This window comes from Glycomyces amatae (assembly GCF_020991375.1).
Taxonomy (GTDB): domain Bacteria; phylum Actinomycetota; class Actinomycetes; order Mycobacteriales; family Micromonosporaceae; genus Glycomyces; species Glycomyces amatae.
On sequence record NZ_JAJLQZ010000007.1, the window covers coordinates 191,868 to 205,019 of the forward strand.

General features: G+C 72.8%; 13 protein-coding genes and 1 tRNA gene. 9 read left to right on the top strand and 5 right to left on the bottom strand.

All coding sequences use genetic code 11. The annotated features are described in order from the left end of the window. Positions 1–310 precede the first annotated feature (310 nt). The gene (locus tag LO763_RS13570) at positions 311–703 is read left to right on the top strand and encodes an STAS domain-containing protein (RefSeq protein ID WP_230602966.1); all 393 of its coding nucleotides are present in this window, start codon (positions 311–313) and stop codon (positions 701–703) included. After that, positions 700–1,668 carry an anti-sigma factor RsbA family regulatory protein gene (locus LO763_RS13575; protein ID WP_230602968.1) on the top strand — a complete coding sequence of 323 codons (969 nt, stop codon included), beginning with the start codon at positions 700–702 and terminating at the stop codon, positions 1,666–1,668. Before LO763_RS13570 ends, LO763_RS13575 begins: the two co-directional genes overlap by 4 nt. 7 nt (positions 1,669–1,675) lie before the next feature. Here LO763_RS13575 and LO763_RS13580 read toward each other — a convergent pair whose 3' ends face one another. After that, on the bottom strand, positions 1,676–2,311 hold the full coding sequence (locus LO763_RS13580) for a hypothetical protein (protein WP_230602970.1): 636 nt from the start codon (positions 2,309–2,311) through the stop codon (positions 1,676–1,678). Positions 2,312–2,490: 179 nt separating this feature from the next. Between LO763_RS13580 and LO763_RS13585 the strand changes: the two genes are divergently transcribed. The 3 genes from LO763_RS13585 (at position 2,491) to LO763_RS13595 (ending at position 5,477) form a co-directional block, all read left to right on the top strand. Further along, positions 2,491–3,222, top strand: coding sequence for a MerR family transcriptional regulator (locus tag LO763_RS13585; protein ID WP_230602972.1), 732 nt, complete (start codon positions 2,491–2,493; stop codon positions 3,220–3,222). Positions 3,223–3,333: 111 nt separating this feature from the next. Further along, positions 3,334–4,851 (top strand): alpha/beta hydrolase, encoded by a 1,518-nt coding sequence (locus tag LO763_RS13590; protein WP_230602974.1) that lies wholly within the window; start codon positions 3,334–3,336, stop codon positions 4,849–4,851. Positions 4,852–5,000: 149 nt separating this feature from the next. Next, positions 5,001–5,477, top strand: a complete 477-nt coding sequence (locus LO763_RS13595; protein WP_230602976.1) for a hypothetical protein — start codon at positions 5,001–5,003, stop codon at positions 5,475–5,477. 38 nt (positions 5,478–5,515) lie between these two features. On the opposite strand, the gene LO763_RS13600 is transcribed toward LO763_RS13595, so the two are convergent. Then, complete coding sequence (locus LO763_RS13600) at positions 5,516–6,148, bottom strand: FMN-dependent NADH-azoreductase (RefSeq protein ID WP_230602978.1); 633 nt, start codon at positions 6,146–6,148, stop codon at positions 5,516–5,518. Between the two features lie 124 nt (positions 6,149–6,272). On the opposite strand from LO763_RS13600, the gene LO763_RS13605 reads away from it, so the two are divergent. Next, a complete protein-coding gene (locus LO763_RS13605) occupies positions 6,273–6,905 on the top strand; it encodes a TetR/AcrR family transcriptional regulator (RefSeq protein ID WP_230602980.1) in 633 nt (210 codons plus the stop codon). A 108-nt stretch (positions 6,906–7,013) separates the two neighbouring features. Here the strand turns inward: LO763_RS13605 and soxR are convergent, their stop codons facing one another. The 3 genes from soxR to LO763_RS13620 all read right to left on the bottom strand — a co-directional run bounded on the left by soxR (position 7,014) and on the right by LO763_RS13620 (position 9,400). Continuing rightward, entirely contained in the window at positions 7,014–7,469 is a 456-nt protein-coding gene (gene soxR / locus LO763_RS13610; protein ID WP_230602982.1) for a redox-sensitive transcriptional activator SoxR, read from the bottom strand. A 26-nt stretch (positions 7,470–7,495) separates the two neighbouring features. Next, positions 7,496–8,977: an MFS transporter gene (locus LO763_RS13615; protein ID WP_230602984.1), complete on the bottom strand. Its 1,482-nt coding sequence runs from the start codon at positions 8,975–8,977 to the stop codon at positions 7,496–7,498. A 348-nt stretch (positions 8,978–9,325) separates the two neighbouring features. Then, a tRNA-Val gene (locus LO763_RS13620) sits at positions 9,326–9,400 on the bottom strand. Positions 9,401–9,531: 131 nt separating this feature from the next. Here LO763_RS13620 and LO763_RS13625 point away from each other — a divergent pair. The 3 genes from LO763_RS13625 (at position 9,532) to LO763_RS13635 (ending at position 13,116) form a co-directional block, all read left to right on the top strand. After that, positions 9,532–10,248 (top strand): DsbA family oxidoreductase, encoded by a 717-nt coding sequence (locus LO763_RS13625; RefSeq protein ID WP_230602987.1) that lies wholly within the window; start codon positions 9,532–9,534, stop codon positions 10,246–10,248. A gap of 72 nt (positions 10,249–10,320) precedes the next feature. After that, positions 10,321–11,487, top strand: coding sequence for a VLRF1 family aeRF1-type release factor (locus LO763_RS13630; RefSeq protein WP_230602989.1), 1,167 nt, complete (start codon positions 10,321–10,323; stop codon positions 11,485–11,487). 213 nt (positions 11,488–11,700) lie between these two features. Continuing rightward, positions 11,701–13,116, top strand: coding sequence for an FAD-dependent monooxygenase (locus LO763_RS13635; RefSeq protein ID WP_230602991.1), 1,416 nt, complete (start codon positions 11,701–11,703; stop codon positions 13,114–13,116). The last annotated feature ends 36 nt before the right edge of the window (positions 13,117–13,152 follow it).

Here is a 13,152-nt window from a genome sequence, read left to right on the forward strand (position 1 = left end):
CCGCCTGGTCCGCGGTCCGACCGCGTCTCACGTACCGATAGTGCAGCGTCCCTGCCGCGTTCCAACGTGTGCCCAACGTAGCAGCATCCGCAGGCGGCGTCACCCGTCGCATGCGCTGATGATTTTCGAACGCGCATATGATGGTCTCCCCGGCCGCGACGGCCGGGCCGCCGTCCGGATCTTCTGCTTATAGTGGGAGCCCTTGTCGCGTCATCCGCGATTCGGCGGGCGGCATCCGCCGCGAGAGCGCACCAGCGGCGGCGGCCCAGGGGCGTGTGAGTCGGGATCGACGCCGCACGGAGGTGGAGCGATGGCAGCGATCGAGGACGACGGTGCGCGGGAGACCGACGCCCCGTCCGAGCCGCTCGAGCCAGGGCCGCCCGAGGGGCCGCTGCGCGCGACGGAGACCACGGGGCCGCTGCCGGTCCTGCACGTCTCCGGATCGGTCGACCTCAACAGCCACGACGACTGGGGGCGGGTGCTGCGGCAGGCGACCGTCAGGCACGGGGAGCTGCACGTGGACCTCGCCGGACTGGCGTTCATCGACATGCGGGGCGTCAGCGTGCTCGTCGACGTCGCGCGGGGACTCCCCGAGGGGGCCCGGGTCGTGGTCCACCGCGCCCCGCCCTGCATGCGGCGCATGATGGAAGTGCTCTGGCCCGCGGGCCTGGACGCGATCACGATCAAAGGAGACGCGCGATGACCGCAGCTCCCGGCCGCGAGGCCGAGGATCCGTTCGACCACCCCGCCCTGCACTACTCCGGCGACCGGGAGTACCTCGACGGCACGCTCCCGTTCATCGAGCAGGCGCTGGCCGCCGAGGGGCCGGTCGCGGTGGCCGTTCCCGGACCGAACCTGAAGCTCCTGCGGGACGCCCTGGGCGAGCGGGCCGGGCGCGTCCTCATGCTCGACATGACCGAGGCGGGCGCCAACCCCGGGCGCATCATCCCCGGCGTGCTGCGCGCCTTCGCCGACGCGCACCCCGACCGCCGCGTCCGCATCGTCGGCGAACCGGTCTGGCCCGCCCGCACCGAGGACGAGTACCCCGCCTGCGCTCAGCACGAGGCGCTGATCAACCACGCGTTCGCCGGCCGCGACGTCGCCATCCTCTGCCCGTACGACCTCGACGGGCTCGACGCGCGGGCGATCGACGACTCCCTCGCCACGCACCCGGTCCTCATCGACCGCGCCGGGCGCCGCGCCAGCGACGGCTACGACCCCGACCGCATCGTGGCCGAGTACAACCGGCCGCTCGAGGCCCCGCCGCGGACCGCCATCGAGCGGGAGTTCGACCGCTTCACGATCGACAACGCGCGCTGGTTCGCGACCTCTTACGGGCGCAAGACCGGGCTGACGGCCACCCAGCTCGTCGACTTGGAGATCGCCGTCACCGAACTGCTCACCAACAGCGTCTGCCACGGCGGGGGCGCCGGGACGCTCCGGATCTGGGCCGAGGAGGACCGGCTCCTCTGCGACGTCAGCGACGCCGGCCGCATCGCCGACCCGCTCGCCGGGCGCCGCCCGGCCGACCCCGACCGCATCGACGGGCGCGGCCTGCTGCTGGTCAACCACGTCGTCGACCTCCTGCGCACGCACACCGGCGCCCGCGGGACCACCATGCGGATCCACATGCGCCTGCCGCGGCGGCGCCCGCCGGCGGGGGAGTGACCCCGCCTCAGACGTTCGTCCAGAGCGTCTCGAGGTCGACGAGCCTGTTGTGGCGGAACGTGAGGACCCGCTCGACGGCGGCGGCCGCGCCCGCCAGGACCAGGGCGGTGTCGAGCCACCACGGCAGCCGGACCGGCGAGGTGAACGTCCCGAACCGCTCGGCGACCCTCGGCAGCTCGGTGACCAGCTCCAGCGCCTGGGGCGCCGCCACCGCGAGGTTCACCAGCAGGACCGCGACCGCCGCCCGGCCGATCATCCGACTCCAGCGCGGGTGGCGGCGCGCGAAGCGGCCGCGCACGTCCTCGAGGGTCCCGCGCACCGGCGCGAGCCGCCGCTCCCGGCCGTCGGCGGACACGAAGTGGACGCGGCTGATCCCGTAGAGGGAGGAGTCGACCTCGATGGCCCCGCCGGGGACGGCGAAGCGCGCGGGCAGGTCCTTCCCGCCCACGCGGCGCCCGTCCGCGTACAGGACCGCGCGCCAGTCCGCGGCCGCGTCGACCTCGGCCGTGTACCGGACGGGCGCGCCGTCCCCGCCGGGGAGGTCGATGCAGTAGAGCGCCCGGTGCAGCACCTCGTAGCGGCGGAACGGCCGCAGCCGCTCCCCGGTCCGGTCGGATTCGCAGGTGTCGTCGAGGTCGGTCACGGCGCTCACTCCTCGGGTGCTCCGGCGGGCTCTCCGCCGCCTCCCATCACAGACCATGCCGCAGCGGCATGCTCAAGGTCGTTCCGGCGTGATATGTCCCATAGAGGGCGTCATGCCGCCGCGGCATGGTCTTGACTGGGGGCCGCGGCGCGAGGGCGCCGGGGAACGAGGTGACGACGATGGCATGGAGCACCCGCGAGATCGCCGAGCTCGCCGGCACCAGCCTCCGGGCGGTGCGCCACTACCACGAGGTCGGCCTGCTCGAGGAGCCCGAGCGGCTCCCCAACGGCTACAAGCAGTACGGCGTCGCCCACCTCGTCAAGCTGCTGCGGATCAAGCGCCTGTCCGACCTCGGCTTCTCCCTGCCCCAGATCGCCGCCATGGGCGAGGAGGACGACCACCCCGAGGAGGCCCTGCGCGCCCTCGACGCCGAACTCGCGGCCACCATCGAACGGCTCCAGCGCGTCCGGGCCGAGGTCGGCGTGCTCCTGGACCAGTCGGGGCCCACGGACCTGCCCCTCGGGTTCCCGGCTGCCGCCGCCGACGCGGAGCCCTCCGACCCGGGCCGCTCCCTCGTGGTGGTCCTGACCCGGCTCCTCGGCCCCAGGACCATCCAGGCGTACGCCGACATCCTGCGCGACCCGCCCGCCGAGCCGGCGAACGACGAGTTCGAGCGCCTGCCCGCCGACGCCGACGAGGCGACCCGCGCCGCGCTGGCCGAACGCCTCGCGCCGTTCGCGCGCGACCTCCACGAGCGGCACCCGGAACTGAACGACCTCACCGACGCCCCGCGCGGCGAGGCGTTCGTCAAGCGCTCGATCGGCAAGGCCCTCAAGGACCTCTACAACCCCGCGCAGCTCGACGTCATGCGGCGCGTCCACGACCTGATCGTCCGGCCGCCGACCGACTGAAGCGGTGTGATCCCGTTCACCAAAGCGCGGAAAACCTTGACCGTGCCGCTGCGGCATGGCCTGGACTGTGCCCCATAACCCCCCAAAGGGGGCGACAGGGAAGGGAACGAGATGCGACTACGACGAATCATCGGGCGCAGCCTGGCGCTGACGGCCGCGGCGGGACTCGGCGCCTCGCTGATGACCACCCCGGCGCTCGCCGCCGACGACGCGGCAGGCACCGTCGACTGGGGCGCCTGCCCCGAGGACGCGGCGGCCGCGCCCGACCTCGAATGCGCGACCATCGCCGTCCCGCTGGACCACCGCGCACCCGAGGGCGACACCATCGACGTCATGATCTCCCGGCTCACCGGCGCGAACCCCGAGGAGCGCCGCGGCGTGCTGCTGCTCAACCCCGGCGGACCCGGCGGATCGGGACTGGCGCAGCCGGGCCAGATGCGGGACCTCGGACTGCCGAGCAGCGTGCTCGACGCCTACGACCTCATCGGCATGGACCCGCGAGGCGTCGGCCACTCGACCCCGGTGAGCTGCGGCTTCACCGTCGAGCAGCACTACCGCGGCAACCTGCCGCCGTACGCGGTGGACGAGGCGGCCGTCGCCGAGCAGGCCGAGGCCGCCGAGGCGGTCGCCGACCAGTGCGCCGCGAACGACCCCGAAGGCCTCATGCCGCACATGACCACGGCCAACACCGCGCGCGACATGGACGTCATCCGCGAAGCCCTCGGCGAGGACGCCATCAGCTTCTACGGCGCCTCGTACGGCTCCGCCCTGGGATCGGCTTACGCCTCGCTCTTCCCCGAGCGGAGCGACCGGATCGTCCTCGACAGCAACCTCGGCGACACCGCGCTCGGCTACGAGCAGCAGCGCCTGTGGGGCCCCGGCTTCGAGGACGGCTTCCCGGCCTTCGCGGCCTGGGCGGCGCAGCGCCACGACAGCTACGGCCTCGGCGAGACCCCCGAGGAGGTCGAGGAGCACTACTTCGCGCTGGCGGAGCGGCTCGACGAGGAGCCGCTCGCGGAGTTCGACGGCCCGCTGTTCCGCTTCCTCGTGTTCGGCGGTCTCTACAGCGAGGCCTCCTACGGGATGACGGCCGGGATCTGGCAGTCGCTGGCCGCCTCCGACGAGCAGGCCGCCCGCGAGCGGTTCGAGGAGCACGACCTCCCCGCGGCCGCCGGGCAGGACGCCTCGGGGCTCTCGCCGTACGACAACGCCTGGTCCTCCTACCTGGCCGTCGCCTGCAACGACACGGACTGGCCGGAGGACCTCGCGACCTATCAGGCCGCGGTCGCCGAGGACCGCGAGCGGTACCCGAAGTTCGGCGCGGCGGGCGCCAACGTCTCGCCGTGCGCGTTCTGGCACAACGACCCGGTCGAGCCGCAGGTCCCGATCAGCGACGAGGGCCCGCGGAACGTCCTCATCGTGCAGCACCTGCGCGACGCGGCGACCCCGTACGAGGGCGCCCTCGCGGCCCGCGAGGCCTTCGGCGACCGGTCCCGCCTGGTCACCGTCGACGGCGACGGCCACGGCGTCTACGTGTACGGCGACAACCCGTGCGCCCTGAACACCACGACGCGGTACCTCGTCGACGGCGAGATGCCCGAGTCCGACGTCTTCTGCGAAGCCGCCTGACACCGCAGGTCCGCCGGGCCGGGGCCGACGCCCCGGCCCGGCGGCCGTGCCCGTTCCAGCTCGACCGTCGCGTCCTCACGGACCTGGTGGCGAGCATCCCAGGGGCCGGGCGTTGCGGCAACCGCTCACGGAGCGGTTACCGTTCAAGAATGAACTACCGTTATCTCCGCGACGATGAGGCCGAGGCCGTCGTCCGCTCCTCCTATCCGCAGGCGCAGCGGCTCCCCGCGCTGTCGGACCTGCTCGAGGGCGACCTGCTGTGGGACGGCCCGGCCCGGACGATGGTGTACCTCGTCGACGCCTGGATCGAGGGCACCGGTTACGGGCGCCGCCTGCACACCTGCGCCGCCTGGAGCGTCACCGGCGACAACGACCTCGCCTACGGCTTCTCCCGGGCGTCCAAGACCGCCGATCCCGCGCTCGTCAGCGCGGCCGCCGACGAGATCCTCGACATGGTCACCGCCGGTGTGACGGCCGCCGACGACGCCGCCGCGTCGATCGCGATCACCGCGGTCCTCCACGGCGGCCTGGCCGAGTCCCCTTCCAGGAAGCCGATGTTCACGGCGCTCCGGGCCCGGCAGGCCGAGCGGACGCCCGCGGCGGCCGCCGACCCGAAGCGCCGATAGCGGGAGCCCGCCGGGCCGCGGCCCGGCGGGCCCCGTGATCAGTTCCCCGCGATGGCGCGGCCGGCCTCGCGGCCGGCGGCCAGCGCCTGCCGGTGCTGCTCGGCGGCGAGGTCGCGCAGGCCCTCCATGCCCGGCGTGGTCGCGGCGAGGGTGAGCTCGCGCTTGACCACCGTGAGGTCGGCGCCCCAGATGTCGCCCAGCACGCGCTCCAGGTACGGCGTGGAGTGGTCCCAGCCGTGGCGGGGCGCGCCGGGGCCGTAGCCGCCGCCGAGCGAGGTGACCAGGACGGTGGGCGTGCCCTTGAGGACCGGGGTGGTCGGGCCGGCGCCGGAGATGACCAGGTCGGTCCAGGTCTTGAAGTGCTGCGAGACGCCGTAGTTGTAGAGCGGGACCGCCAGGATGGCCGCGTCGGCGCTCTGGAGCTCCTCGGCCAGCGCGGCGGCGAGCTCGAGGGCCCGCCGCTGCGCCTCGTCGTGCTGCTCCTCGGGCGCGAACCCGGCGAGGGTCGCGTTCGTCCAGGCCTCGGCGGGCAGCGGGTCGGTGCCGAGGTGGCGGCGGACGACCGTGCCGCCGGGGTGGGCCGCGGTCCACTCGGCCTCGGCGAGGTCGGCGATCTCGGCGCTGGTGGAGGCGCCGGGCAGGATGCTGGCGTCCAGGCGGAACAGGTTCATGGATGAAGCTCCTCAAGCGGTGGACCGCGGTCGCGGTCGCGGGTGGGCGGGTCGCGTCGGCGGGACCCTCGCCCTCATAAACGGACTTCACCCCGTTTATATTTCCGGCGGGTAGATTGCATTTGTGGAACGACCGCTCGTGCCCTTGGGCAGACCCCGCGCCGAACGCGCCGACGCCAAACGAAACCGATTGCGGCTCTTGGCAGTCGCTCGTGAGATGGTCGCCGAGCACGGCACCGCGAATGTGACGATGGACGCACTCGCCGAGCGGGCCGGACTGGGCAAGGGCACGGTCTTCCGCCGCTTCGGCACCCGCGCGGGGATCTTCAAGGCCCTGCTGGAGGACGAGGCGAGCCGGTTCCAGGAGCTGGTGCTGGCCGGCCCGCCCCCGCTGGGGCCCGGCGCCGGGCCGGCCGAGCGCCTGATCGCCTACGGCCGCGTGCGCATCGAGTTCCTGATCGACAACCTCGCCGTGGCGCAGGCCGCGATGGAGCGCGACCGGGGGCTCCCGGTCGCCGAAGTGGACATGACGCACACCCACTTCCGGATGCTCCTGGCGCGGGCCGACCTCGGCATCGCCGACCTGGACAGCCTCGCGCTCCAGCTCAGCGCCGCCCTCGAAGGGCCGCTGCTGCTCTTCCTGTCCTCGCCGCAAGACGCCGAGCCGCCCGCCGCCGAGATCGAACGGCGCCTGGCCGACGCCTGGCAGGCCCTGATCGAACGGCTCTTCCGCATGGACGCCCCGCCGGAGTCCTGAGCGGCATGGCCGCCCAAGCCGTCCGAAGTATCGGCGCCACCGCCTCGACCGCTGTGCGACCGGCGAACGACCCGGCGGTCGGCCCCGCGAGCGCGGGGCCGACCGGGTTCACGCCTCGTCGGCCTGGAGGCGGACCGGGCCGGGGCCTCGGCCGCGCAGGGCGTCGTCGGGGTTGAGCAGGAGGCAGGCCTTCATGGAGAGGCAGCCGCAGCCGATGCAGCCGGTGAGTTCGCGTTCGAGCTGCTCTATGGCGAGGCGGCGCTCCTCCAAGTGGCGCTTCCAGATCCGGGACACCTGCTGCCACTCTTCGTGCGTGGGGGAGCGGTCGAGGGGAAGGGCGGCGAAGACGCGGCCGACATCGCCGAGGGGGACGCCGAGCCGCTTGGCGACGATGATCAGCGAGATGCGCCGGAGCATGTGCCGGGGGTAGCGGCGCTGGTTGGCACCGTTGCGCCGGCTCGCGATGAGACCCTGGCGCTCGTAGAAGTGGAGCGCGGAGGCGGCGACGCCGGTACGGCGGCCGACCTCGCCGATCGTCAGTTCGTCGTCGGGACTGAACTGCATCGCCCTCGCCTCCTTCCCCGCCGGGCTCATTCGGCCCGGCGTGCTCCAGTCTTCCCTCCGAAGATCAGGAGCGCCACGATGATCGCGAGCACCAGGCACAGCAGTCCGACGCCGAGCTGCGTGACGCGCCACGACCACGTGAACGCCTCGAGTTCCGAGGCCCGCCCGTCGGCGGAGGTCCGACCCGCGCTGACGGCCGCCGCCCGCGCCCCGTCGCCGAGCCGACCGGTGAGGAGTCCGATGAGGGAGGCGCTGAACGCGGCGATCACGAGCGCTTCGGCCGCGCCGCGCAGCGTGTTGATGAACCCGGCGGCCATGCCGACCGATTCGGCCGGCACGAGGGCCATCGCCTGCCCGTCGGTGATCCCGAACGACGCGCCCATGCCGATCCCGATCAGCAGCAGCGGCACGGCGGCTGTCGCAAGCGCCCGCTCGGAGTCGAGGGCCGTGAGCCACAGGTTGCCCGCGGTGACGAACGCGAGTGCGAGGGTGATGAGCAGGCGCGCTGAGACGCCGCGGTTGACCAGCCCGGAGGCGGCGAGCGGGGCGGCGAGCACCGGTGCGGTGAGCAGCAGCATCGCGGTGCCGGAGAGCGCGGGGGACATGCCGCCGGCGGCCTGGAGGTAGGTGGGCAGGAAGACCAGCACCCCGAGGAAGCCGATCGAGGTGGTCAGCGTGGCCATGCTCCAGCCCATGAAACCGCGGTTGGCGACCAGGGACGGCGCGAGCACGGGTGCGGCGCTCCGGCGCTGCACGAGGGCGAACACCGCGAGGGCCGCGAACCCCGCGACGGCGGTCGCCAGGACCGCCGGGTGCGTCCAGCCGAGCTCGGGGGCTTCGATGAGCGCGTACATGAGCAGCGTCAGCGCGGCGACGAACAGTCCGCTGCCGAGCCGGTCGGTGCGCGAACCGCTCGCCCGCGACTCGCGGATCCTCGTGCCGCCGAAGACGATCAGCAACCCGACGACGGTGAAGACCGCGAAGCCGCCGCGCCATCCGGTCACCGCGATGAGCAGGCCCGACAGCGTCGGCCCGATCGCGATGCCCACGCCCGCCATGGTCCCCATGAGCGCGAACGCGCGGTTGCGCGCGGCCCCTTCGTATTCGGACGCGAGGATCGCGCCGCCGGCGGCCATGATCCCCGCGCCGCCCGCGCCCGAGACGATCCGTGCGATGTCGGTGAGCACGATCGACAGGCTCGCCGCGGTGACGGCGAACCCCGCGGCGAACACGAGCGCCGAGAACACGAAGACGCGCCGCCGCCCGATCCGGTCCGCAGTGGACCCGGCGACGAGCGTCATGGCCGCGAACGCCAGGTTGTACCCGGCGACCACCCAGTTCAGCGGTGATCCCGACGCCCCGAGGTCGCGCCCGATGCTCGGCAGCGCCACCGCCGTGCCCGAGATCGACATCGCCACCAGGACGACGCCGACCAAGACCACCGGCAGGGTCAACGGGGAAGTGCGCTGCGCCGCCTCGGGCGCAGCATCGGGAACGGTGAGGTCCATGAAAGCCGCTTTCTGAACGGAAGAACTGGTCATGGCCACCACACCACCTCAACCGAAGTTGAGGTCAACCCCCGATGTCCCACATCACAGCGGCGGAAGGCGGCAGCGGCCTTGAGGCGGGGCCGATCCGCCTGGTGACCTCGCTCTGCGCCTCGTCGACGGCAAGGCCGCCGAGGGCCGCGGCGGTAGAAGCGACCACGATGGGGTCGCCTCCAGGGTCAGGCCCAGGCGCGGACGTGTCCACGCTGAACCGGAGGCGGAATCGCCGAGAGGCTCAAGATGCGGCCGGTGGTCTCGGTCGTGACCCGGCACGGATCTGTCATGAAGTGTCACGGCCTGAACGGCCGTTGGTGGGTGCTACAGGGATCGAACCTGTGACCACCTCCTTGTAAGGGAGGTGCTCTACCGCTGAGCTAAGCACCCTGGGGCGCGTTGCGGGCGCTCCGAGCCTGAGAAAGGGTACCTGAACGGGGGCTTGGGCGCGAGTGCAGGGTCTCGCGGCTGAGCTGGGGCGGCGCGGGAATTCAGGTGAAGCTTCAAGTGTTCGCAGTGGGGTGACGAAACTTCGAGTCGACATCTGGTCCGACATCGCCTGCCCGTGGTGCTACGTGGGGAAGGCCCGCTTCGACAAGGCCGTGGAGGGCCTGGAGGGGAAGGTCGACGTCGAGGTGCGGCACCGCTCCTTCGAGCTGGACCCGCACCGCGACCCCTCCGACGTCGTCCCGGTGGTGCCCATGATCGCCCAGAAGTACGGCATCAGCACCGCCCAGGCCCAGGCCAACGAGTACAAGCTCGGCGACCTCGCGAAGCTCGAGGGCCTGGAGTACCGGACCGAGGGCCGCGACCACGGCAACACCCTCGACCTGCACCGGCTGCTGCACCTGGCTTCGGAGCGGGGCCTCGAGGCCGAGGTCTGGCGGGCCTTCTACGCCGCGAACTTCGCCGAGGAGGCCTCGGTCTACGGGCGCGAGCGCCTCGTCGAGGTCGCGGTGGGCGCCGGGCTCGACCGCGCCGAGGTCCTCGCGGTGCTGGACGACCCCGAGGCCTACCGCGAGGCCGTCCGCGCCGACGAGGCCGAGGCCGCCGCGCTGGGGGCCACCGGCGTCCCCTTCTTCGTCATCGACGAGAAGTACGGCGTCTCCGGCGCCCAGCCCACTGCGTTGTTCACTGAAGTCCTCGAAAAGGCTTGGGGCGAAAAGAAACCGACCCTCACCACCATCGACGGCACCGAGGGCGGGGAGGCCTGCGGGCCCGACGGCTGCCCGATCTGAGTCAAACCCTCACGAGCGGGCAACGCCGGGAATATCCTGAGGCGAATTCCGCTCAACGAGGAGGCGATAGCCATGCCGATGGACCGCGAGACGCAACTGAGGCTGGTGAACCTGCGCGACGAAGCCGGCGTGCTCTCGCTCTACGTCAACGCCGACCCCCGGCAGGAAGGTTCGACACCGCCCTGGAAGACCCGGCTCGACCAGGGCCTGAAGCAGCTCCTCGAGGCCGTCGACAACGGGACCCGGTCCCTGCTCGGCCGGCGCGTCGAGGAGATGAAGCTCGACCTCGAGCAGCTGGTGCGGCCCGGCGCCCCCGGGATCGGCCGCGCCCTCTTCACGGCCCTCGCCACCGGCGAGACCTACACCGTCGAGATGCAGACCCCCCTGGTCGACCGCGTCGCCCTCGCCCCCCGCTCCCACATCGTCCCGATGCTCGGCGCCTGGGCCGAGGGCTCCCCGGTCGGCGTCGCCGTCGTCGACGGCAAGGGGCTGCGGCTCCTCGACAGCCGCTTCGGCCGGTGCGAGGAGGTCTCCGGGCTCTCCTTCTCGCTGGACACCGCCGAATGGCGGGTCATGAAGGGCCCCGCCGCCGTCCGCAGCGCCTACGGCAGCCGGGACGGTTTCATCTCCTCGAACCAGCAGGACTTGTTCGACTACCGGGTCGCCGAGCACCTCCAGAAGTTCCTCGCCGCCGCCCACTCCACACTGGAGGAGCACGTGAGGGCCTTCGGCTGGGAGCTCCTGGTGGTCACCGGCGAGCCCGAGCTGGTCGAGGCCGCGTCGAAGTCGCTGGGCAACGGCCTGAAGGCCGACGTCGTGGCCTCGCAGCTGGTCCTCAGCCAGTCCACGCCCGCCCAGATCCAGCAGGCCCTCGCGCCCGAGATCGCGGCCGCCAGGCGCGAGCGCGATGAGCGCCTCGTCGCCGACTTCGCCGAGTCGCCGCGCAAGACCGCCGCCGGTTCGGAGGCGGTGCTCGACGCGCTCCAGGGCGGGCGGGTCGACCGCCTGCTCATCGAGCGCGACTCGGTGTGGAGCGGCCGCCGCATCCCGGCCGGCGCGGTCCTCGCCGACGCCATCGCGCCCGGCGAACCGGAGGTCGCCGCGGCCGTGGCGGACGCCCAGCTCGGCGAGGCGATGATCGAGATGGCGCTGGCCTCGGACGCCCGGGTGTCGATCCTCAGCGACGGCACGTGCCTGGACGAGGAGGCCGGGGGCGTGGGGGCGTTCCTGCGGTGGTGAGCCACCGCTTGAGCGTGAAGTTAGGTTATGCTAACCTTTCTTCGGCAGTACGATTCAGGGCCGCGGGCTACTCACCTCCCGCGGCCCTGAGGCCTTTCCGGGCCTTGGTCTCCGTCACATTCGGTCGCAGGACTTCCCTTCGCGCGAAATTCACCGTACATTGAATTCATCAAGTGATGAATTATTCGCCTCGGCCACTCCAGGGAGACCACCATGTCGGACCAGCAAGCCGAAGTCGTCATCGTCGGCGCCGGGCCCACCGGCCTCATGCTCGCCGGCGACCTCGCCGAAGCGGGCGTCGAGACGCTCGTGCTCGAGAAGCGCGGCGCCGGGATCTCGAACCTCTCCCGCGCCTTCGGCGTCCACGCCCGCACCATGGAGATGTTCGACGCCCGCGGCATCGCCGAGGAGCTCCTGTCCCGCGGCGGCGCGCGGCTGCCCGGGATCCGCCTGTTCAACCGGGTCTCGCTCCACCTCGCCGAACTCGAGACCCGCTTCCCCTACCTGCTCATGGCCCCGCAGTACGACGTCGAGCGGGTCCTGCTGCGCCGCGCGACCGACGCCGGCGCCCGAATCCGCTACGACTGCGCGGTCACCGATGTCGAGCAGGCCGACGGACGCGTCGCCCTCACCACCGGCCGGGGCCGCTTCACCGCGGCCTACGCGGTCGCCGCCGACGGCGTCGGCTCCGGCGTGCGCAAGGCCATCGGGATGCCCTACCCCGGCGAATCGGTCCTCGAGTCGATCATGCTCGCCGACGTGCGACTCGCCGAGCCGCCCGCCGAGAGCCCCGCGATCCACGGCGTCAACGGCGCCTTCTGCTTCGTGGCCGACTTCGGCGACGGGTACTGGCGCGTCTTCGCGTGGAACAGCGCCGACCAGCGCGGCGACGACGAGCCGGTCGAACTCGACGAGCTCAAGGAGGCGGCGCGCCTGGCGTTCGGCACCGACTTCGGCATGCGCGACCCGCGCTGGATCTCCCGCTTCCACTCCGACGAGCGCCAGGTCCCCGAATACCGCGACGGCAACGTCTTCCTCGCCGGCGACGCCGCGCACTGCCACTCGCCCGCGGGCGGCCAGGGCATGAACACCGGCATCCAGGACGCCGCGAACCTGTCCTGGAAGCTCGCCGCGGTCCTGCGCGGCGCCGACCCGGCCCTGCTCGACACCTACCACGCCGAGCGCCACCCCGTCGGCAAGGCCGTCCTGCGCTCCAGCGGCGCGATGATCCGCCTCGCCGCCGAGCGCTCGAAGCTCAAGGCCGCCATCGGCGGCCTGGCCGCCGCTGCCGCCCTGAGCGTCAAGCCGATCGAGCGCAAGGCCATGGGCATGATCAGCGGCGTGGGCATCCACTACGGACACGGGAAGGACGAGGACGCGCTCGTCGGCACGCGCGCCCGGGACACCGCCCTCGCCGACGGCACCCGCCTCTACGAGGCCCTGCGCCGCGGGCGGTTCGTCGTCCTCGACAGCGCCGAGGCGGCCCCGGCCGCCGCCGTGGGCGCGGCCTCGGCCGCCCCCGACGGCCTCGCCAGGGTCGTCCGCCCCGACGGCTACATCGGCTGGGCCGGCCCCGACGACCCCGCGGCGATCCGCGACTACCTGGAGACCCGCACGGGCGAACGCTGAACACCACCACCACGGCGGCGGGCTCCGGCCCGCCGT

Coding starts and splice junctions, on each gene's coding strand:
- LO763_RS13570 (WP_230602966.1), top strand. CDS start 311: ATGGCAGCGATCGAGGACGACGGTGCGCGGGAGACCGACGCCCCGTCC.
- LO763_RS13575 (WP_230602968.1), top strand. CDS start 700: ATGACCGCAGCTCCCGGCCGCGAGGCCGAGGATCCGTTCGACCACCCC.
- LO763_RS13585 (WP_230602972.1), top strand. CDS start 2,491: ATGGCATGGAGCACCCGCGAGATCGCCGAGCTCGCCGGCACCAGCCTC.
- LO763_RS13590 (WP_230602974.1), top strand. CDS start 3,334: ATGCGACTACGACGAATCATCGGGCGCAGCCTGGCGCTGACGGCCGCG.
- LO763_RS13595 (WP_230602976.1), top strand. CDS start 5,001: ATGAACTACCGTTATCTCCGCGACGATGAGGCCGAGGCCGTCGTCCGC.
- LO763_RS13600 (WP_230602978.1), bottom strand. CDS start 6,148: ATGAACCTGTTCCGCCTGGACGCCAGCATCCTGCCCGGCGCCTCCACC.
- soxR (WP_230602982.1), bottom strand. CDS start 7,469: ATGCAGTTCAGTCCCGACGACGAACTGACGATCGGCGAGGTCGGCCGC.
- LO763_RS13615 (WP_230602984.1), bottom strand. CDS start 8,977: ATGGACCTCACCGTTCCCGATGCTGCGCCCGAGGCGGCGCAGCGCACT.
- LO763_RS13630 (WP_230602989.1), top strand. CDS start 10,321: ATGCCGATGGACCGCGAGACGCAACTGAGGCTGGTGAACCTGCGCGAC.
- LO763_RS13635 (WP_230602991.1), top strand. CDS start 11,701: ATGTCGGACCAGCAAGCCGAAGTCGTCATCGTCGGCGCCGGGCCCACC.